The 18984-nt window shown below is 57.3% G+C and carries 19 protein-coding genes and 1 pseudogene; 14 read left to right on the plus strand and 6 right to left on the minus strand.

Going from position 1 to position 18984, the window contains the following annotated elements; all coding sequences use genetic code 11:
- Positions 1-14: 14 nt before the first annotated feature.
- The 4 genes from CSE6_RS16835 (at position 15) to CSE6_RS16850 (ending at position 5124) form a co-directional block, all read left to right on the plus strand.
- A complete protein-coding gene (locus tag CSE6_RS16835) occupies positions 15-1550 on the plus strand; it encodes an acyl-CoA carboxylase subunit beta (RefSeq protein ID WP_059441046.1) in 1536 nt (511 codons plus the stop codon).
- Between the two features lie 27 nt (positions 1551-1577).
- On the plus strand, positions 1578-3626 hold the full coding sequence (locus CSE6_RS16840; protein ID WP_059441047.1) for an acetyl/propionyl/methylcrotonyl-CoA carboxylase subunit alpha: 2049 nt from the start codon (positions 1578-1580) through the stop codon (positions 3624-3626).
- 151 nt (positions 3627-3777) lie between these two features.
- A complete protein-coding gene (locus CSE6_RS16845; RefSeq protein WP_034381143.1) occupies positions 3778-4590 on the plus strand; it encodes a YdcF family protein in 813 nt (270 codons plus the stop codon).
- Between the two features lie 69 nt (positions 4591-4659).
- On the plus strand, positions 4660-5124 hold the full coding sequence (locus tag CSE6_RS16850; RefSeq protein WP_034355415.1) for a VOC family protein: 465 nt from the start codon (positions 4660-4662) through the stop codon (positions 5122-5124).
- A 53-nt stretch (positions 5125-5177) separates the two neighbouring features.
- Here CSE6_RS16850 and CSE6_RS16855 read toward each other — a convergent pair whose 3' ends face one another.
- Entirely contained in the window at positions 5178-6113 is a 936-nt protein-coding gene (locus CSE6_RS16855; RefSeq protein WP_238585730.1) for an OmpP1/FadL family transporter, read from the minus strand.
- A gap of 352 nt (positions 6114-6465) precedes the next feature.
- Here CSE6_RS16855 and CSE6_RS16860 point away from each other — a divergent pair, with 352 nt between their 5' ends.
- On the plus strand, positions 6466-7386 hold the full coding sequence (locus CSE6_RS16860; protein WP_052088323.1) for an alpha/beta hydrolase: 921 nt from the start codon (positions 6466-6468) through the stop codon (positions 7384-7386).
- On the opposite strand, the gene CSE6_RS16865 is transcribed toward CSE6_RS16860, so the two are convergent.
- Positions 7356-8462, minus strand: coding sequence for a site-specific integrase (locus tag CSE6_RS16865; protein ID WP_059441048.1), 1107 nt, complete (start codon positions 8460-8462; stop codon positions 7356-7358). The two genes, CSE6_RS16860 and CSE6_RS16865, sit on opposite strands and share 31 nt — an antisense overlap.
- Positions 8463-8857: 395 nt before the next feature.
- On the opposite strand from CSE6_RS16865, the gene CSE6_RS16870 reads away from it, so the two are divergent.
- Complete coding sequence (locus CSE6_RS16870; RefSeq protein ID WP_059441049.1) at positions 8858-9841, plus strand: DNA-binding protein; 984 nt, start codon at positions 8858-8860, stop codon at positions 9839-9841.
- A gap of 135 nt (positions 9842-9976) precedes the next feature.
- Positions 9977-10243: pseudogene (locus CSE6_RS16875) on the plus strand (bifunctional aspartate transaminase/aspartate 4-decarboxylase); the annotation flags it as partial.
- 113 nt (positions 10244-10356) lie between these two features.
- Here CSE6_RS16875 and CSE6_RS16880 read toward each other — a convergent pair.
- Positions 10357-11247, minus strand: coding sequence for a LysR family transcriptional regulator (locus tag CSE6_RS16880; RefSeq protein ID WP_059441051.1), 891 nt, complete (start codon positions 11245-11247; stop codon positions 10357-10359).
- A gap of 80 nt (positions 11248-11327) precedes the next feature.
- Between CSE6_RS16880 and CSE6_RS16885 the strand changes: the two genes are divergently transcribed.
- The 4 genes from CSE6_RS16885 to CSE6_RS26725 all read left to right on the plus strand — a co-directional run bounded on the left by CSE6_RS16885 (position 11328) and on the right by CSE6_RS26725 (position 14335).
- Entirely contained in the window at positions 11328-12707 is a 1380-nt protein-coding gene (locus CSE6_RS16885) for an acyclic terpene utilization AtuA family protein (RefSeq protein WP_059441052.1), read from the plus strand.
- Positions 12708-12710: 3 nt separating this feature from the next.
- On the plus strand, positions 12711-13073 hold the full coding sequence (locus tag CSE6_RS16890) for a hypothetical protein (protein ID WP_034381119.1): 363 nt from the start codon (positions 12711-12713) through the stop codon (positions 13071-13073).
- Between the two features lie 31 nt (positions 13074-13104).
- Positions 13105-14076, plus strand: coding sequence for a tripartite tricarboxylate transporter substrate binding protein (locus tag CSE6_RS16895; protein ID WP_059441053.1), 972 nt, complete (start codon positions 13105-13107; stop codon positions 14074-14076).
- A 136-nt stretch (positions 14077-14212) separates the two neighbouring features.
- Positions 14213-14335 carry a hypothetical protein gene (locus tag CSE6_RS26725; protein WP_274522632.1) on the plus strand — a complete coding sequence of 41 codons (123 nt, stop codon included), beginning with the start codon at positions 14213-14215 and terminating at the stop codon, positions 14333-14335.
- Between the two features lie 274 nt (positions 14336-14609).
- On the opposite strand, the gene CSE6_RS16900 is transcribed toward CSE6_RS26725, so the two are convergent.
- From CSE6_RS16900 to CSE6_RS26810, 3 genes are all read right to left on the minus strand, one after another.
- Complete coding sequence (locus tag CSE6_RS16900) at positions 14610-14846, minus strand: hypothetical protein (protein WP_059441054.1); 237 nt, start codon at positions 14844-14846, stop codon at positions 14610-14612.
- Between the two features lie 163 nt (positions 14847-15009).
- Positions 15010-15648 (minus strand): hypothetical protein, encoded by a 639-nt coding sequence (locus CSE6_RS16905; protein WP_152668600.1) that lies wholly within the window; start codon positions 15646-15648, stop codon positions 15010-15012.
- Entirely contained in the window at positions 15611-16090 is a 480-nt protein-coding gene (locus CSE6_RS26810) for a VC1465 family Xer recombination activation factor (protein ID WP_059441056.1), read from the minus strand. Before CSE6_RS26810 ends, CSE6_RS16905 begins: the two co-directional genes overlap by 38 nt.
- Between CSE6_RS26810 and CSE6_RS26730 the strand changes: the two genes are divergently transcribed.
- The 3 genes from CSE6_RS26730 to CSE6_RS16920 all read left to right on the plus strand — a co-directional run bounded on the left by CSE6_RS26730 (position 16040) and on the right by CSE6_RS16920 (position 18970).
- Positions 16040-16162 (plus strand): hypothetical protein, encoded by a 123-nt coding sequence (locus CSE6_RS26730; RefSeq protein WP_274522633.1) that lies wholly within the window; start codon positions 16040-16042, stop codon positions 16160-16162. The two genes, CSE6_RS26810 and CSE6_RS26730, sit on opposite strands and share 51 nt — an antisense overlap.
- A gap of 210 nt (positions 16163-16372) precedes the next feature.
- A complete protein-coding gene (locus CSE6_RS16915) occupies positions 16373-17266 on the plus strand; it encodes a ParA family protein (protein ID WP_003054942.1) in 894 nt (297 codons plus the stop codon).
- Positions 17267-17281: 15 nt separating this feature from the next.
- A complete protein-coding gene (locus tag CSE6_RS16920; protein ID WP_230630075.1) occupies positions 17282-18970 on the plus strand; it encodes a hypothetical protein in 1689 nt (562 codons plus the stop codon).
- Positions 18971-18984 lie beyond the last annotated feature (14 nt).

Raw genomic sequence — 18984 nt, forward strand, 5'->3', positions numbered from 1 at the left:
GTTAGAGGACAAGCATGCAAGACGATATCCTGAAGCAGCTGGAAGCCAAGCGAGAACTCGCTCGGTTGGGTGGGGGACAAAAGCGCATCGATGCGCAGCACAAGAAAGGCAAGCTGACGGCGCGTGAGCGTATCGAGCTGCTGCTGGACGACGGCACTTTTGAAGAGTGGGACATGTTCGTGGAGCACCGCTGCACGGACTTCGGCATGGAAAACACCAAGATCCCGGGCGACGGCGTGGTCACCGGCTACGGCATGATCAACGGCCGTCTGGTCTTTGTGTTCAGCCAGGACTTCACGGTGTTCGGCGGCGCGCTGTCCGAAACCCATGCAGAGAAGATCTGCAAGGTGATGGACCAGGCCATGAAGGTCGGCGCTCCCGTCATCGGCCTCAACGATTCGGGCGGCGCGCGTATCCAGGAAGGCGTTGCCTCTCTGGGCGGCTATGCCGATGTATTCCAGAAGAATGTGCTGGCCTCGGGTGTGGTGCCCCAGATCTCCATGATCATGGGCCCTAGTGCCGGCGGCGCCGTGTACTCGCCGGCCATGACCGACTTCATCTTCATGGTCAAGGACAGCTCCTATATGTTCGTGACCGGGCCCGAAGTCGTGAAGACAGTGACTCACGAGGAAGTCACGGCCGAAGAGCTGGGCGGAGCCATCACCCACACCACCAAGAGCGGCGTGGCCGACATGGCTTTCGACAATGACGTGGAAGCACTGATGATGCTGCGTCGCCTCTATAACTATCTGCCCTTGAACAACAAGGAAAAGGCTCCCGTGCGCGAAACCACAGACCCCGTGGGCCGCGCCGACATGTCGCTGGATACGCTGGTGCCTGAAAACGCCAACAAGCCCTACGACATGAAGGAGCTGATTCTCAAGACCGTGGACGATGGCGATTTCTTCGAGCTGCAGCCCGAGTACGCCAAGAACATCATCATCGGTTTTGCCCGCATGGCCGGCCAGACCGTGGGCGTCGTAGCCAATCAGCCCCTGGTGCTGGCTGGCTGCCTGGACATCAAATCCTCCATCAAGGCGGCGCGCTTCGTGCGCTTTTGCGATGCCTTCAACATCCCCGTGGTCACCTTTGTCGACGTGCCCGGTTTCATGCCCGGTACCTCTCAGGAATACGGCGGCATCATCAAGCACGGCGCCAAGTTGCTGTTCGCGTATGCCGAAGCCACGGTGCCGAAGATCACCGTCATCACCCGCAAGGCCTATGGCGGCGCGTACGACGTGATGGCTTCCAAGCATTTGCGTGGCGACGTGAACCTGGCTTGGCCCCATGCGGAAATCGCCGTGATGGGTGCCAAGGGCGCGGTGGAGATCATCTTCCGCGAAGACAAGAACGATCCGGTGAAGCTGGCCGCGCGCGAAGCGGAATACAAGGAACGCTTTGCCAACCCCTTTGTGGCCGGTGCCCGTGGCTTTATCGACGATGTGATCCAGCCGCATGAAACGCGCAAGCGCATCTGCCGCTCGCTGGAGATGCTCAAGAACAAGCAGCTGGACAACCCCTGGCGCAAGCACGGGAACATTCCTCTGTAAGAACAAGAAGAACCAGGAGATATATCCATGTTTACCAAGATTCTGATCGCCAACCGTGGCGAGATCGCCTGCCGAGTCATCGCCACCGCGCGCAAGATGGGCATCCAGACCGTGGCGGTCTATTCCGATGCCGACAAGGACGCGCGCCATGTCAAGCTGGCCGACGAGGCCGTGCGCCTGGGCCCTGCACCCAGTCGCGAGTCCTATCTGCTGGGCGAGAAAATCATTGAAGCCTGCAAGCAGACCGGCGCACAGGCAGTGCACCCCGGCTACGGTTTTCTCTCGGAAAATGAGGGCTTTGCCAAGCGCTGCGAAGAAGAGGGCATTGCCTTCATCGGCCCCAAGTCGCATTCCATTGCTGCCATGGGCGACAAGATTGCCTCCAAGAAGCTGGCCGGCGAAGCCCAAGTCAACACCATCCCTGGCTACAACGACGCCATCGCAGGCCCCGAGCAGGCAGTGGAAATCGCCAAGGGCATAGGCTACCCCGTGATGATCAAGGCTTCGGCCGGTGGCGGCGGCAAGGGTCTGCGCGTGGCCTTCAACGACAAGGAAGCCTTTGAAGGTTTTGCCTCCTGCCAGAACGAGGCTCGCAACAGCTTTGGCGATGACCGTATCTTCATCGAGAAATTTGTTCAGGAGCCCCGCCATATCGAAATCCAGATTCTGGGCGATAGCCACGGCAATGTGGTTTACCTGAACGAGCGCGAATGCTCGATCCAGCGCCGTCACCAGAAGGTGATCGAGGAAGCGCCTTCGCCCTTCATCAGTGACGAAACCCGCAAGGCCATGGGCGAGCAGGCCGTGGCCCTGGCCAAGGCCGTCAAATACCAGAGCGCCGGCACCGTGGAGTTCGTGGTCGGCAAGGACCAGGACTTCTACTTCCTGGAGATGAACACCCGTCTGCAGGTGGAGCACCCGGTGACCGAATGCATCACCGGCCTCGATCTGGTCGAGCAGATGATCCGCGTGGCCGCCGGCGAAAAGCTGTCTTTCACCCAGGCCGATGTGAAGCGCGACGGCTGGGCCATCGAGTGCCGTATCAACGCCGAAGACCCGTTCCGCAATTTCCTGCCTTCGACTGGCCGCCTGGTGCGATTTGCGCCGCCCGAGCAGACTATGTGGCAGTCCGACACCGAGCACCTGAACGGCGTGCGTGTGGATACCGGCGTCTATGACGGTGGCGAGATCCCCATGTACTACGATTCGATGATTGCCAAGCTCATCGTGCATGGCAAGGATCGCAACGATGCCATCGCCAAGGCCCGCGAAGCACTCAACGGTTTTGCCATCCGCGGCATCAGCTCAAACATCCCGTTCCAGGCGGCCCTGCTGGCGCACCCGGACTTTGTCTCGGGCAAGTTCAACACCGGTTTCATCGCCCAGCACTATGCCGACGGCTTCCATGCCGAGGACGTGCCCCACGATGATCCCGACTTCCTGGTGGCTCTGGCCCTGTTCCGCAATCGCCGCTACCGTGCGCGTGCATCGACCATCACCGGCCAGATGCAAGGCCACCAGGTGCAGGTGGGCGAGAAGTACACCGCTGTGGTTCTGGGGGCAGAAGGCAAGAACCAGTATGTGACTGGCGAGGTGACCGACTTTGATGCCCAGGCCCGCGTCTGCAAGGTGGTGATCGACGACAAGGCCTACGAATTCCGCAGCAATGCCGATATTCGCGATCTGGTGGTGCGCGGCGTCTGCAACGGCAAGGCGTTCACCTGCCAGATCGAGCGCGGCAACGGCAAGAACCCGCTGGCTCTGCGCGTCATCCACAACGGCACGCAAGCCGATGTGCTGGTGCTCTCGCCCAAGGGTGCCGAGATGCACAAGCTCATGCCTTACAAGGCCCCGCCCGACTTGTCCAAATTCCTGCTCTCGCCCATGCCCGGCCTGCTGGTCGATGTGGCCGTGCAGCCCGGCCAGAGGGTGCAGGCAGGCGAGAAGCTGGCCGTCATCGAAGCCATGAAGATGGAGAACATTCTGTTCGCGGCCCAGGACGGCGTGGTCAGCAAGATCAGCGCCGCCAAGGGAGATTCGCTGGCAGTGGACGACATCATTCTGGAATTTGAGTGATGAGCGCTTTTCGGGGCCTGGGTCCGGCACCGGCATGCGGCCGGGCTGCAGATCAGGCCCCGAAGCAAAAGCCCGCAGGGCTTGGGCTCTGCGGGCTTTGCAGTTTTCAATAATATAGGCGCTGCCCCTTATCCAATATGAGCCAGCAGCTATGACATTGAAAGCAGATACCCCGATTTCCCGCTCAGCCAGATGCGCGCGCGCACTGCTGGCTTTGCTGGGAGCGCTGCTATTGGCCGATGCACTGGTACTGATGGGCATGGGGCATTTCAATGTGGGCGTGGTGCTGCCCGCCATGTTGGGTGCCGGGGCCTTTTGGCTGAGTTGGAAATGGCGTTCAGTGCAGCATTGGCGTGCGTCCAGGCCCTTGAGTCAAAGGCTGTGGTCGCTGGGCTGGGTCATTCTGGCGCTGTGGCTGATCAGCCTGTTCTGGTTCTGGAGCCGCCTGTCCGGCCTGGGCCTTTCGCCGCAGCAAGTGCCGCCCGTTCAATCCATCGTAGTGCTGGGCAGCGGTACGCTCGATGGTTATCCCAGGCCGGTGCTGGCCGCGCGGCTGGATACGGCCGCGGAACTGGCCAAGCTGCAGCCCCAGGCCTTGATCGTCGTTTGCGGCGGTGTGGACTGGGGTGAAAAAGAGTCGGAGGCCGAGGTCATGGCTCGCTATCTGCAGCAGCGTCACGGTATTGCTGCACAGCGGCTGGTGCTGGAAAAGCTCAGCACCAGTACCGAGCTGAATCTGAAGCTCAGCCGGCCCTTGCTGGCCGAGCGCGGCGTGGCTGCGGATGCGCCCATGGCCATGGTCAGCAGCGACTTTCATCTGATGCGCGCCATGGACATTGCAAAGCGCCAGGATCTGCCCGAGGTCTATCCTGTGGCGGCGCCCACGCCCTTGGCCACACGTTTCAATGCCTGGCTGCGCGAATACTTTGCCATGGCCAGCAGCTGGTTGCTGGGCGAGGTCTGATATTTTATTAAATAACGGCTCTAGCGCATACCAGTATTGCGATTTAAGCTATCAATCAAGGAGTCATTCATGAGCAATCGTCCTTTCAAGGTTCTGGGCATTCAGCAAGTCGCCATCGGTGGTACCGATAAACAGCGCATGAAAAAGCTGTGGGTGGACATGCTGGGTCTGGAGCAGACCGGCACCTTTCAGAGCGAGCGCGAAAACGTGGACGAGGACATACTGTCCATGGGACGGGGCGCGATGAAGGTGGAAGTGGACATCATGCAGCCCATGGACATCGAGAAAAAGCCCGCTGTGCACGCCACGCCGCTGAACCACATCGGCCTGTGGATCGACGACCTGCCCAAGGCCGTGGAATGGCTGACGGCCAATGGCGTGCGATTTGCTCCTGGCGGTATCCGCAAGGGAGCGGCAGGCTATGACATCACTTTCCTGCACCCAAAGAGCAATGACGAGTTTCCGATTGCCGGCGAGGGCGTGCTGATCGAGCTAGTGCAGGCTCCGGCCGACGTGATTGCGGCGCTGGGTTGAGCGCTTCGGGCATCGGCTGTCAGATTGCAGCAGCGTGAACGCTGCGACTGCTCTCAGAACTGATAGCCGAGCTTGATCCCGAACGCCGTGGCGGACTCGGCATCGAAGGTCGCCAGGGTCGTGCCGCCGCTGGAAATATCTATCGAGCCCAGACGTTGGTAGCTCAGCCAGGGCGTGAGCTTGAACTGGCCTTGCTGATAGCTCACCCCTACGGTGTAGCCAAGGCGGCCGTCGGTGGGGCGCAATGGCGACAGCGCGGCCTTGTCGCTGCGCTTGTCATAAGCTACGGCGACAAAGCCGGACCAGTTCGCAGCCAGCCTCTGCCCAAGACCCAGCGTGTAGGTGGTGGTGTCCTCCATGTCTGCCAGGCTGTGGCCTGGCAGTACCGCCGCCAAGGTCTGCGGATACAGCCTGAATTGTGACCAGTTGGTCCAGCGGATCTGTCCAAAGAGCATAGTGCCTGGCGTGATGCCTGTCTGGATATCCAGGTTCAAGCTTTGCGGGGCAGTCGATGCCGTCCTTGTTTCGCCCGGCCATAGGTTTTCACGGGTAGCGATCTTGTGCTTGATGGCAGAGTAATAGGTTGCAGCGACGCGCAAAGCCATATCCGGGCGCTCATAGCTCATGCCTAGCAAGTAGCCAGGCTCAGTACTGGGTCTGAAGTCCACCCGGTATCCATTGAGTGCTCCAAACACCATCCCCCCCAGAGCGACATGCCCTTCGGTGCGCTGCAGACGCAGCCCGCCATGTACAGCCCAGTGCTCACCCCAGCGGTAGCGCAGGGCTCCCATGAGCTCGTGGCTGCTCACACGGGCCTGCGTGCCGCCAAAAAGAGGCGATTGCAGAGGGCTGTAAGCGATGTCGAGGCCAAAAGGCTTGCTCAGCATGAGCAGCACCGAGGTGCGTGGATTCACATCCTGCTTGTATGCAAAGCCCCATTGGGTGTAATCGTCGGCGACCTGTCCGGTGGACTTGCCTAAGGCATCCATGCCCTGGATCCGGGGCCGAACCGTATAGGTCTCTACGGAAAGATAGCTGCCGTTCTCAAATAGAGGTCCGAGATCCTGGCCTGTTCTATCAAGGCCGCCGGCCTGGGCGCAGAGCCCCCACATCATGGCTGCACAGCCAGCCCCCGCTTTTGCTTTTCTCAACACCTGCTCCAACGCTCTGATTCCAGTTGCATGAATGTAATTTAATGTGTCTAAGTGACAGGCGCATAGGTCTAATTGGAGGATGCAGGCTCGTGCAGTTGACGCTTTCGGGGCTCCAGAGAGCTACCCGCGTGGCTTATGCTGTGCGTTGCGAGTGATCGCCGCCCGACGACCAAAGCCGCGCAGAAAAATGACTCCCATCTCGACCGTCCTCACGACTGCTTACTACGACCGCCAATACAACGCCCGCGCCAGCGTGCAGGATCCGCTTGCGTATCTGGCGCGCTACACGCAGGAAAGCCAGGCCGCGTTTGCATTGCCTGGCACAGTTCGCAACCAGCGCTACAGCCCCAGGGCTATGGATGTTCTGGATATCTATCTGCCCACAACTCAGGCTGCGAAAGCACAAGCTGCGCCTGTTCTCATCTTCATTCACGGCGGCTACTGGAAGGCCTTGAGCAAGGATGATTCGGCATTCATGGCACCCGCGCTGACGCGGGAGGGTGCTATCGTCGTGGTGCCTGACTACGATCTGGCTCCGGCTGTCACGCTGGACCATATCGTCGATCAGATGCGCCAGGCCTATGCCTGGGTGGTGCGAAATATCGCCATCTACGGCGGCGATGCCAGCAATATCTGTGTCTGCGGCAGCTCGGCCGGTGGACATCTGGCAGCCATGTTGCTGGCCAGGGGGTGGCAGCAAGACTATGACTTGCCGGTGCAGGCCGTGCCTCGATCGGTATTGACCTTGAGCGGTCTGTTCGACCTGCAGCCGCTGCTGACAACCCATATCAACGGTTGGATGCAGCTCGACGATGCTGCCGCGATACGCAACAGCCCGCGCTTTCTGCTGCCTGATGCTAGTACGCATGCTCAGTGTCAGCTGCGCGTGAGCTGTGGCGAGTTTGAAAGCCATGAATTCAAGCGCCAGTCGCGCGAATATCTGGCTGCATGGCAGGCGCGTTGTCTGCCGGGGCAATGGGTGGAGGCGCCGGCGACCAACCACTTTGATTTGCCGCTGCAACTGGCCAATCTGCAATCCGCCGTTCATCAAACTGCACTGCAGTTGATGGGGCTTGATCAGTCCTCATCCAGCATGCGCGCGGCCTGATTGTTGAGTGCCGAGTCTGCGCGGAAGTAACCGAGTACGGTGTTCACACTATGGTGCCCGGTCAATGCCATGGTGTCAGCCAGCGGCAGATTGCGTCTGCCGGCCTCGGTCACAAATCCCGAGCGCAGCGAGTGTGCCGAAAAGTCTCCTTCCACACCAGCCAGCGCACAGCGTTCTTTGACGATGTTTCGTACAGCAGCGGGAGTCAGTGGCTCTGCCACATGGCCTCCTTTGCGGATGCGCCTGAAGATAGGTCCTTCGGTAATCCGTGCGCCATCAAGCCATGCTTTCAAGGCAATGGCGGCACGGCCGGTAACGGGCTTGTGATTCTCGGGGGCATCGGTGCCGCTCTGGTTGGTCTTGCTATGACTCAGGGTGTAGATGAACTCCCCATTAGCCACAGTGCGCAGGAAACGCATATCGGCGCCAGCCACTTCGGAACGGCGACGCCCGCCACTGGCCCAGGCAAACAGCAGTAGCGCCCGATCGCGCAGGCCGCGCAAGCTGTCATCGCAGCTTGCCAGCAACTCCTCCAGCACATCGCGCGTCAGCGCCTCTTTCTTCTGCGGCAACTCGCCACGCCTTGCATAGGCCTTGCGCGTGCGCGACATCAGCTCCTTGACTGCCCCGTCCTGACAGGGATTGGGCATCGCATGCACCTGATGCGCCTTGGACATCACGGCCATGCGATGCACCAGCGTGCTGTGTGAAGGTGCCCCTTTTTTGCCCTTGTAGCCGGCTGCAACCAGGGCTTCATCGATTTCGGGCGGCATCTCATGAAGCAGGCCGGCACCGCTCTGCCTCTGGGCATGATCGATGATGAATTGCAGCACCGTGGAAGCCCGCAGCGGCAGTTGCATGGGCTGGCCAAGGCGCAGCAGGTGCCAGGCTGCCCAATAACGCATGGCACTTTGATAGCTGCTGCGCGTATTGCTGGATTCGCCTTCATGCATCAGTTCCTTGATGGCTTCATGCGCTTTGGGGGCAAGAGCGGACTCCAGCACATCCTGTATCTGCAGGCGGTTGGCATCAAAAGTCACAGGAACAGGGAAGGGCGAGGGCTTGCTTGAATCCATGGCGCTATTTTCGCCCGGACTTCCTCTGCCAAACGCTGTTGATTGGCGCCAGCCAGTCAAGAAGTCTGTAGAAGCCGGGCGGCTTTGAGCGGCAATTTCCAGAAGCGATTGGCAAGACCTGGCACGGCATGCCGAAGGTGAAACGCAGGAGCGTCGCAAGCAGCTGCGCCAGCGATACGGCGGCGAGTATGTAGACGAATCAAAGAAATCTCTCTCGCTCAATGGAAAACTCCCCCTATCTACAAATTCAGATGCTGAAAACGAGGTAATGTATGTTGTCATTTGTATGAAAATTTCATACGTAATATTTAATACGTAAAATGTATTGTGTATTACGTATGCAAAATATAGATCGCGATAACAATCACTTATCGTTAGTTATTTGAAGAATAGATATGAATACAAGCAAAACTACGTCAAGAGGTGTTCAGGAGTCCGATGTCTGGGCTGCAGCGGATGCTTTGATAGCCCAGGGGCTGCGTCCGACCATAGAGCGGGTGCGTCAGCAGATTGGGCGAGGCTCTCCCAATACGGTCAGCCCCATGCTGGAGACCTGGTTTGCAACGCTGGGCCGTCGTCTGGGCGTGGCGGGAGAGCAGGATCCTTCCGTGTTGCAATCGGTGCCGGACCCTGTGCAGCGTCTAGCGGAGGAGCTCTGGAATACGGCACAGGAAGAGGCGAAAGCCGCAGCCAGCAAGGCTTTGGATCTTCGCGAACAGGCTTTGAAAGCTGCAGAGCAGGCATTTGTGGCGCAACAGGAGCAACTCGCGCAGCGCCAGGCCACCATGGAAGCGCAAAAAGATGCGCTGAATCAAGCCCTGCAGGCAGCTCAAAATCACGCCCAAGACTTGGCCCGGCGTCTTGACGAGATGCAGCAGACGCTACAGGAGCGCGATCAGCGCCTGGAAGAACTACGTGATGAGCTGAGCAATGCCGTACGCCAGCGTGAATTGCAGCAGCAAAAACACAGCGAGGAAATTCAGTCGGCCGCCGCCGAGCGCCAGCGCATGGCCGAACAGTACGCGGGCAACGAGCGCCATATGCTCAACGAGGTTGATCGTGCGCGGCAGGAACTCACGGCAGCGAGAAAAAGCCTGCAGGACCAGGAGCGCAAGGCGGACTCTCGCTATCAAGAGCTGCAAACTCGCTTTGAACAATCCGAGCAGGAGATCCTGAATCTGCATGCCCAGTTGCAGACCGCACAGAACACGGCAGCATTGGCACAGGAGCGTGCTGCCGATCTCAAGAACCTGCTGGAGGCGCAGCAAAGACTGGCGGCAGCAGCCAATGTAGCGGATCCAAATGTGGTCCAACCCCTGGCGCGTCGAAGCAATCTGGCGGCAACCCGGCGCTCCATTAACCGAAGAACCTTGCGCTAACCGGATCCGGCAACTTAGGCTGCAGCTGAACTCAGCTCAGTCTCGGCGCCACAGACTTGACCGCCGGCTTCTGCCGGTGGCTTGTCAATATTGGCGATCAATGCCAAGCCTAACTGTAGAGTCCTGAGTATTTTGGTGCGTTCATTGAAATTCATAGATCGCCTGGTTGCCGACATCCGCGCTGTTGTCTTGAACCACACGGCCGGGCTGTCCACGCCACAGCAGGTGCAAATGGCCTTGTTCTCGCTGTTTGCGCTGATGGATGAGGCAGACGAGTACAAGCACACGCTCAAGCAACTGATACGACGTCGTGAAGCAACGCTGTATCGTGAGTTGGGAACACCTCCGCAAAGAGATGAAAATGCGGTCGATTACTACACCTTGATTGGGGTGAGGGCGATCTGATCTATTGGCTGATAATGCATGTCTGCGGCGCGCAAACGAGAGTGGCTTGCTATTAGGCCAGCGTGTACAAACACAAAGCTGCTGAGTGACTGTTCACGGCGGTCTCCAAGTCAAGCGTTTGAAGGAGCCATGTCCTGCATCAATCGATAAAGTGCTTCAGCCGCCAATGAAAGGCTGCGCTCTCGCTTCCGGACCATATAGATCTGCCGGTCCATACCCGGCAGCAGCAGGTGCCGCGCCACCAGCCCAGGCTTATCAAAGTGAAATAGGCTCAGCGCGGGAGCTACGGTGATGCCTAGTCCGGCTTGCACCAGTCCCATCACGGTGGCCAATTGCTCAACTTCAACGAAAGTCTGCATTTTTCGAGGAAAAAAGGCGGCATCCAGATACTGACGAACGCTGCTGTGGCGTGCCAGGTGGATGAACGGCCAGGAAGTCAGATCCTCCAGTGACAGCGAGACCTTGTCCGCCAATGGATGCTCGCTAGGGCACACCATATAGAAGCCGTCACTGCAAAACGGCTCTGCCTTCAGGTCGGGTGTATCAACGCGTATGGCAGCCAGCGCAAAATCCGCCTCTCCATTGGCCACGGCAGCAATGCAGGGCTCGGACAGCACGTCCAACACACCCAGCTGAACTCCCGGATGCCGGGCCGTGTACACCTTCAGTACTTCAGGAAGCCAGCCTGCGGCAAGGGATGGCAGCAATGCAACTGATACATGTCCCTGGGCCAGTTGTGCTGTATCACGCATCGCTCTTTCGCAGGCAGCGAACTCTGCGGCGAGGCGCTCCGCAGACTGCAGAAATCGCTCCCCTTCACGGGTAAGCACCACGTGTCTTGTGCTGCGGTCGAAAAGCTTGAGACCTACCGTTTGCTCCAAGGAGCGGATGAGCGCACTGAAAGCCGGTTGTGACAGGTGACACATGCTGGCAGCTTGGGTGAAGTTCTTTTGTTTGGTCAGTACCAGGAATGCCTGCACATCGCGCGACGATAGATTCATTTGAAATACGGATTAATTGATATCAATAATCGATTTCACAGCTTATAGCGGTTTTCCTATAGTGGGCAACAGGAGGTTTCATGACAAGAGTGCAGAACGAAACAACGTCATTGCTCATCGGATGTGCAGCAGGCTTTTCCGGCGATCGAATTGATGCAGCGCAACCCGTCGTGCAGGAGCTGGCTCGGCAAAACAAGCCTGCCTTTCTGATCTTTGAAACGCTTGCCGAGCGCACTCTGGCACTGGCACAGCTTGCTCGTCGTCAGAATCCCGATGCAGGCTATGAGCCTCTCATGGTGGAGTTTCTCCGACCCGTGCTCGCCGACTGCCTCGTGCATGGCATTCGAATTGTTAGCAACTTTGGTGCGGCCAACCCACAAGGTGCAGCCCGAGCCATCGCTGCATTGGCCAAGGAGCTCGGAACGCGCCCACCCCAAATAGCGGTGGTTCATGGGGATGACCTCAGCGGACCCGCGCATTACCAGTTGCTCGAAAAAGCTATGGGCTCGGACATGCCAGACCAGCAACTGGTGAGCGCCAATGCCTATATAGGTGCACGGCCTATTGCCGAGGCATTGCTGGCAGGTGCAGACATTGTGGTGTGCGGCCGCGTCTCCGACCCCTCCCTTGTGGTGGGGCCTGCCATGGCCCACTTCGGCTGGGCCTGGGATGACTGGAATCGCCTAGCCCGAGCCACGATGACCGGGCATCTGCTGGAATGTGGAACCCAGGTCTCTGGCGGCTATTTCGCAGACCCCGGGTACAAAGATGTACCGGACATGGACCGTTTGGGGTATCCCATTGCCGAAATCGACAGCGCGGGCAACAGCACGATCTTCAAGCCATCTCTGACCGGGGGCTGCATCACTGCAGCCACGGTCAAGGAGCAACTGCTCTACGAAATCCATGACCCTGCTTGCTATCTCACGCCAGACGTTGTTGCCGACATCACCCAGGCAGAAGTGATTTCGGTCGGGCCTGACCGCGTGCGCCTGGAAGGCGTCATTGGTCACCCGAGGCCGGAGATGCTCAAAGTCAATGTCTGCTTTGAGTCAGGGTGGTTTGCCGAGGGAGAGATTTCCTACGCGGGCCCAAGAGCGCAAGAGCGCGCGCGTCTAGCCGCCCAGACCATATCCAGGCGCCTGGCGAACATTGCGCCCCTTAGAACAGACCTGATCGGCGTAACCAGCGTCTGGGGAAACGACACCAGCGACTGGCTGACTGAAGCAAGCATTGCCAGCGAATCCCGGGATGTTCGGCTTCGCATGGCCTGGCAGCATGCCGACCATGCAGTCGCAGCGCGTCTGCCACGCGAAATAAACGCCTTGTATTGCTGCGGCCCGGCGGGGGGAGGGGGCGTTCGCACCCATATGCGCCAGCGCCTGGGAATGGTGTCGTGCCTGGTACCTCAGCAACAGATTACGACTGGCTTCCACTGGACCAAGTCACATCAGGAGTAAGCCATGAACTCAAGCCTTACCGTTCCCCTTTACCGAGTTGCGCATGGGCGCACAGGTGACAAAGGTAACCGCTCCAATATCAGCGTCATTGCATGGCATCCGGAGTTGTGGGAAGTGGTCTGCGAACAAGTCACAGAACAAGCCGTGATGCGTCTGTTTGCAGACCGCAAGCCAAGTACTGTTCGGCGATACCTGCTACCCAAGCTTAAGGCCATGAATCTGGTGCTCGACAACGTGCTTGATGGGGGGGTCAATGACTCGCTGAACCTGGACAGCCATGGAAAAACGCTGTGCTTCAGGGTGCTTGAAATGCCTGTCGTGGTTCCATGCCGCCTCGAGTCACTGCTGGCCGGTCCGACAGCCTGAATTTTCTACAACAACCACTAGGAGACAAACCATGAAATTTCTGACACGACGAACCGTTCTTGCATGCGGTGCAAGCCTGGCACTCAGCCCCTTGGCCTTTGCACAGGGCGAATATCCAAACAAGCCTATTACCTTTGTCGTTCCGTTTGCCGCCGGCAGTGCCACAGACCAGCTTGCGCGCGCCATAGGGCAAGCAGTTTCCGAGCAAACCAAGCAGCCGGTCGTGGTGGAAAACAAAGGCGGTGCCAGTGGCATGATTGCGGCTCAAGCAGTGGCCAAGGCCGTGCCTGATGGCTACACCGTGCTCATCACGACCAATACGACGCATGCGGCCAACGAACATTTATACAAAAAACTCTCCTATGACCCTGTCAAGGATTTCACCCCCATCACAGGTCTGGGCAAAGGAGGGCAGGTTCTGGTCGTCCCTGCGACTTCGCCATATCAGTCCGTGGGCGAGCTGCTGAGCTACGCCAAAGCCAATCCCGGCAAGCTGAGTTTCGGCAGTGGCAGCTCTTCAAGCAGAGTCGCAGGAGAAATGCTGAAGCAGCTCGCTGGCGTCGATATCCTTCACGTTCCCTACAAGAGCAATCCGCTTGCCCTCACGGACCTTCTTGGAGGGCAAATAAACCTGATGATTACAGACGTCTCGACGGGCGTTCCTCAGATCAAGGCCGGCAAGTTGCGCCCATTGGGATACTCCACCCAGAAGCGCAGCGCGCAACTGCCGGAGGTTCCGACCATCTCGGAAGCTGGTGTCAAAGGCTATGACATGGGCTACTGGTTTGCCGCTTACACACCCGCCAATATACCAGCACCTGTGGCGGGCAGACTCAACCAATTGCTGGCCAAAGCCGTGAACAGTGCTGCGGCGAAGTCCTTCTTCAATATGTCCGGCTCCGAAGCCTGGACCACCTCAGCCTCGGAGTTGGCAAAATTCCAAGCCGCCGAAACCACCAAGTGGGGACAGGTCATCAAGGCTGCAGGCATTACCCCTGAATAAAGCAGAGGCAGCCCAACATCCTGGCCGCTATAACGTGCGAATAGCTTCATACGACTGAGCAGGCGCCTCAGCCTGTACGTTGCATACGGGAGTCATGCTTGCCGGACTCCCAGTTATGTACAGTCCTGGCCGACACATGAAGAAACTGCGCGCAGCCATGCAGATCCATGCCCAGGCGTCTATACATGGCGCGGAAGTTTTGAGCAAGCTGGAGGCGGGTATCACGGTCGTGACGCCGCAGTCCGTACTTCTTCTTTAGTAGATACGATGTATAAGGCATTATCTGGACTCCCCGAGATAATAATCTTCATCAGCAAGTAAATAAACCCTATTTATCCCCCGTTGAGGATTTATTTTCAGGGTTTCTTGTTTATCAGGACGCGAACGGCCGCTCCGTTGATTCAACGGAGGTTAATCGCGGATATCGCCAGTGGTTAATCGACGGCAGTCGGGTTTCGCTTCGCTACATCAGGGGCTACGCCCCCGATACCCCCTGGAGTGCTGCGATCGCATGACTCACTCAAGCCAATCTGTCACACCCCCGCAGCCTCAAACGCGGCAAGACCCAGAGAGGCTGCGATCCCCATGCTTTCCAACCAAGCTTCAACCTCCCGAGCTTGAGGACGCTGATCTGCCTTGGCAGGGGCCAGCAGGAGCGCTGCGCCTTGCTGCAGTTGGAGCAACGAATCCCTGCTCAACTGATTTTTCTGAGCGTCAGCAACGACATTCGCCCACGCGGCTTGAGCCGCCTTAAAATTTTCAGTAGCCATTTCAGTTCCTTTCAACTGCTTTGGTTAGGGGCGCCAGGTGGCTGTAACACCGAGCGGCCCCGCTTGAACAACACATTCCTGAGGCAAGCAAGCCCCAGAAGAAGAGGGCATCACACCTGTGAGGTGCAGGGCCAAGGCCACCGCAAAGGCCAGAGCATCAAGATCATTGCGGCCCATCAGACACACTCTGACCGAACATCGGTAGACGCAAAGCCGTCTTCTTGACCTCATTCAGATACCAGCCGTCCTGAGCCTTGGACAACCGGTCAACAAGCAGGTCTTTGAGGTCATCCATGACGCCACAAACCATGTGCGCCATGGTTGCAAACGCTGCATCCTGGTCGCCATCACGCACAGCCTTCAGTTGCTTGGTGGAAGGCTTACCAGCCACCCCCATCTCCTTGAAGAACCACTGAACATCCCGTGCGGCTGCATGCCAGCGAACACATTCCCCCAGAACCTCGGCATCATCAGGATCACCCCAGTTGAAGGTCGTGAACGTAGTAGGGGGCGGCAGGATCAAACGTTCACCTTGCCGCACTAGCTCTGAGGCCATGTTCGACGACATGTCACGAAGCATGGATGCCGTCAATCGAAGACGATGCCACTCATTCGAATTCAGCTCGACGGCATCAGCCATGGACTGAAGCATTGGCAGCAGCACGTCCGTCGCTTTCACATAGATTCGAACGCCCTGAAGGAACAAAGGGTTCGCCAACGGAGACCACTCCTCAAAGCGGCCAGTCTTCTTGCTGCGCTTGAGCTTATCGCCGGGCATAGGCCATCCCATGACGAATTTCATATGACGGAACACCGTGGGATCTCCCCGTGATTACCAAGGGGGAGGTAATGAGATGCGCGCCCAGCGCAGCGGCTGCGGCGCTCCGCTGGCCTGCCGCCGCTTGCGCTTGGGCGCTGGCTTCACGCTCACGCACTTGCATCACAGCTGCTCGCAACTTCTCTTGAAACTCGCTGCACATCCTTGCTTGCAGGGTCAGCCGCCCCCACCAAGCACTGTCCGTACCCTCAAACGTACGGCCCTCCGGAGATATCAGCTTGCCACCATGGAAGCACCAACCTTGCCAAGTCCGCCCTGGCAGCTCCATGCGGTTGAGCAAGCGCAGCAGCCTGTACGTTGCATACGGTATGTCGTGTTTGCCGGACTCCCAATTATGTACAGTCCTAGTCGACACATGAAGAAACTTCGCGCACGCAGGCAGGTCCATGCCCAGGCTTCGGTACATGGAGCGGAAATTCTGAGCAAGCTGGGCGCGGGTATCACGGTCGTGACGCCTCTGTCCGAACTTCTTCTTTAGTAGATACGATGTATATTTTCTGACACTTTTTTAAGCTGGAAGTCAAGGCTTTTTGCCTGATATTCAACAAAAGGTTACGAAATAACCATCGATCAAGGGTGGCTTCTGAGGGCCACTGCGGCCTAAGTTTGGGTCGCAACGGCCTACCAATGCGCGAGCGAACTTCAGCTCCCGTTGAATGGATCAACAACCATTCAACGAGGACTTTCAATGTTCATCATCACTGTTCTGGCTTCTAAGGGCGGAGTCGGCAAGACAACTACAGCTGCGAATCTGGGCGGCCTGCTGCACGACATCGGCTTTAGGACGCTGCTGATCGACGGCGATATTCAGCCGTCGCTCTCACGCTATTACCAGCTGCGCTATGCGGCACCTTTTGGGCTCACGCAGTTGGTGCAGTCTGGTGCACTGACCCCGGACTGCATCTCGCATTGCCAACTGCCACCGACTTCCTATCAAGGCAAGCTTGAGAAGGCACCTAAGAGCGAGGGCGGTTGCCTGCATATCGTTCGCTCTGACGCCAAGGACTCGTCTTTGCAGGTCTGGATGGCCAATCGCAATCCAGTGAGCATGCAGTTCAGCTTCAAGAATCCCTTGAAGCACCCTGCAATCGCTAGCGCATATGACGTGGTGATTATTGATACCCAAGGTGCTGTGGGTCATCTGCAAGATGCTGCAGTGGTTGCTGCTGATCTGCTTCTTGTGCCTGCAACGCCAGACATGATCTCTGCTCGCGAGTTCATCGCAAATGTGAAGGCACTCATTGAACGCCACGATAGCGTGTCTAGCATGGGCTTGAAGATGCCTCAGATGAAGGCATTTCTCAATAAAAGCCAGAAGACTAGCGATAGCAAGGAAATGTCCGCAATGATTCGCGAAAGCTTTATTGAGCTGAGCGGAAAAATCACGATGCTGGATACCGATGTTCCCGATGCAACGGCTTGGAAAAAAGCGGCCAGTGCCGGAGTTCCAGTGCATTGGGTTGATCCAGTGAAAGCTTCCAACACGCTTCATTCCCTTCTTTGGGAAATTGTGCCCAGCGTGTCGGAGATGTACGCATCTAACCACCCCCAATATCTCGATCTGAACGCACCCTCCAATTAATTTTAGGAGGAAAGCATGCGTACACCTGAAACCATGACTGCTCGCGAACGGGCAGCCTCGCTAAACCTAACTACGTCCCCTGGAAATAAGCAAGGGACGTCAGCTATGACTGCACCAGATAAACCAAAGCTCACTCCAAATCAAGCACGTCTTGAGGCGGCTAAAGCAGCTCTTCATCGAGACTCTGAAAGATCAACTACCAGTTTTGATCCGATGGATGAGATTGATGGCTCCATCATCGTCTTGGATGTTTTTGATATTGATGAATATTCGCTGAATCCTCGCAAGAAAGCTAATTCCCAGCGGGCGGAAATCAAAGCGAGTATGAAGGTCGATGGCATCACCAACATGTTCTCGGTTACGCGTCGAAACCCCACGGAGAAGTATTTTCCATATGGTGGCGGAAATACTCGTGTGGAGATCGCAAAAGAGCTGGTGAATGAAGGCGTCGAGAAACTGCGGCGCATCCATGTCGTTACTCGAAAGTGGCCTGGCGAGGCTGCTGTCATTGCCGCGCACTTGAGCGAAAACGACAATCGAAGTGATATTTCGTTCTGGGAGCGAGCTCAGGGCGTGATGAATTACAAGCGTGAAATTGAGAAGGAGACTGCTAAATCATTCTCCGCCACCGAACTTAATAAAGCACTTAAAGAGGTTGGATTGAGCTATGGCGTGAGGATGGTTCAAAACTTCATCTTCGCTGTCGAAAATCTCGCGTTGATTGGTAATTGGCTTCAAACGTCTGACGTGAATATAAATATTCGTCCTACCGTTTCAGCACTTCACGAAATGGCATCTAAGTTTGATAAGCGTGATGAGGTCAAAAACTCCATCGAGGAAATCTTCTTGATGCACGCGACCGATCTTGAGGCCATGGAGCAAGCGAACTCCGAGGCCGATCCTGCAAGCCGGACAGAGGTCAAGTTGGATGTTCAATCGCTGCTCACCCAGATCCAGTCTGTATCCTCGAAGCACTTTGGTATTGCCGCCGACCATATCGAGTCAGTCGTCCAGTCCTATCTCCAGGACCCGAAGCTTTCTGTTGAGGACATGCGCTCGATAGAGAGCGAGAACAAGAAGGTGCAACAGCAAGCCAAGCAGGCGCCACTGTCGGGAATGCTTGGCGGCGTGTCGGCGGCTGCATCGCCTAGCAGTAAAAGAGCCACCACAAAGGCCGATCGGCAAGGGGCGGGTGCTGGCCCAGCAGACAAGCTGGCAGCGTTTTCCGCACGGCTATCGCAGAATCTTGTGGATCTGAATGCTGTCGTACCGTTGTCGGACTTCGTGAAGCCAATGCCGGCATTGCCATACGGGTTCTTGGTGGATATTCCAGAACGTATGTCGTATTTGGGCGATCAAAAGCTCTCCGAAGAACTCGAAACTCTGCGTGTGTATCTCTGGCCATTTCTTGCAACGCAAACCGGGCAGTGCAACGCAAACCTACTCTCGAAATGCGACCCAGAAAGCCGCTGGGTAAAGGCTATTCAGGCTGGCGTTGATACGTTCCGTCAGGAGTGCACAGATAGAGCAATTCTGTGCGGGAAGAATGGGCAGCTTTATGTCACTTCTGACCATTATGGGTATCTCTTCGGCAATGCGGCGGTTGCTAGATGCTTGTCTGCACTGATGCAAACACTCGCTGAATTTAATATCGCCGTGCAAGAGGATAGCCGCGAAGCCTATAAACCGTTATTTACGGAATAAACACGTTAGTTAAG

The sequence above is a fragment of the Comamonas sp. E6 genome (genome assembly GCF_001010305.1).
Lineage (GTDB): Bacteria > Pseudomonadota > Gammaproteobacteria > Burkholderiales > Burkholderiaceae_C > Comamonas > Comamonas thiooxydans.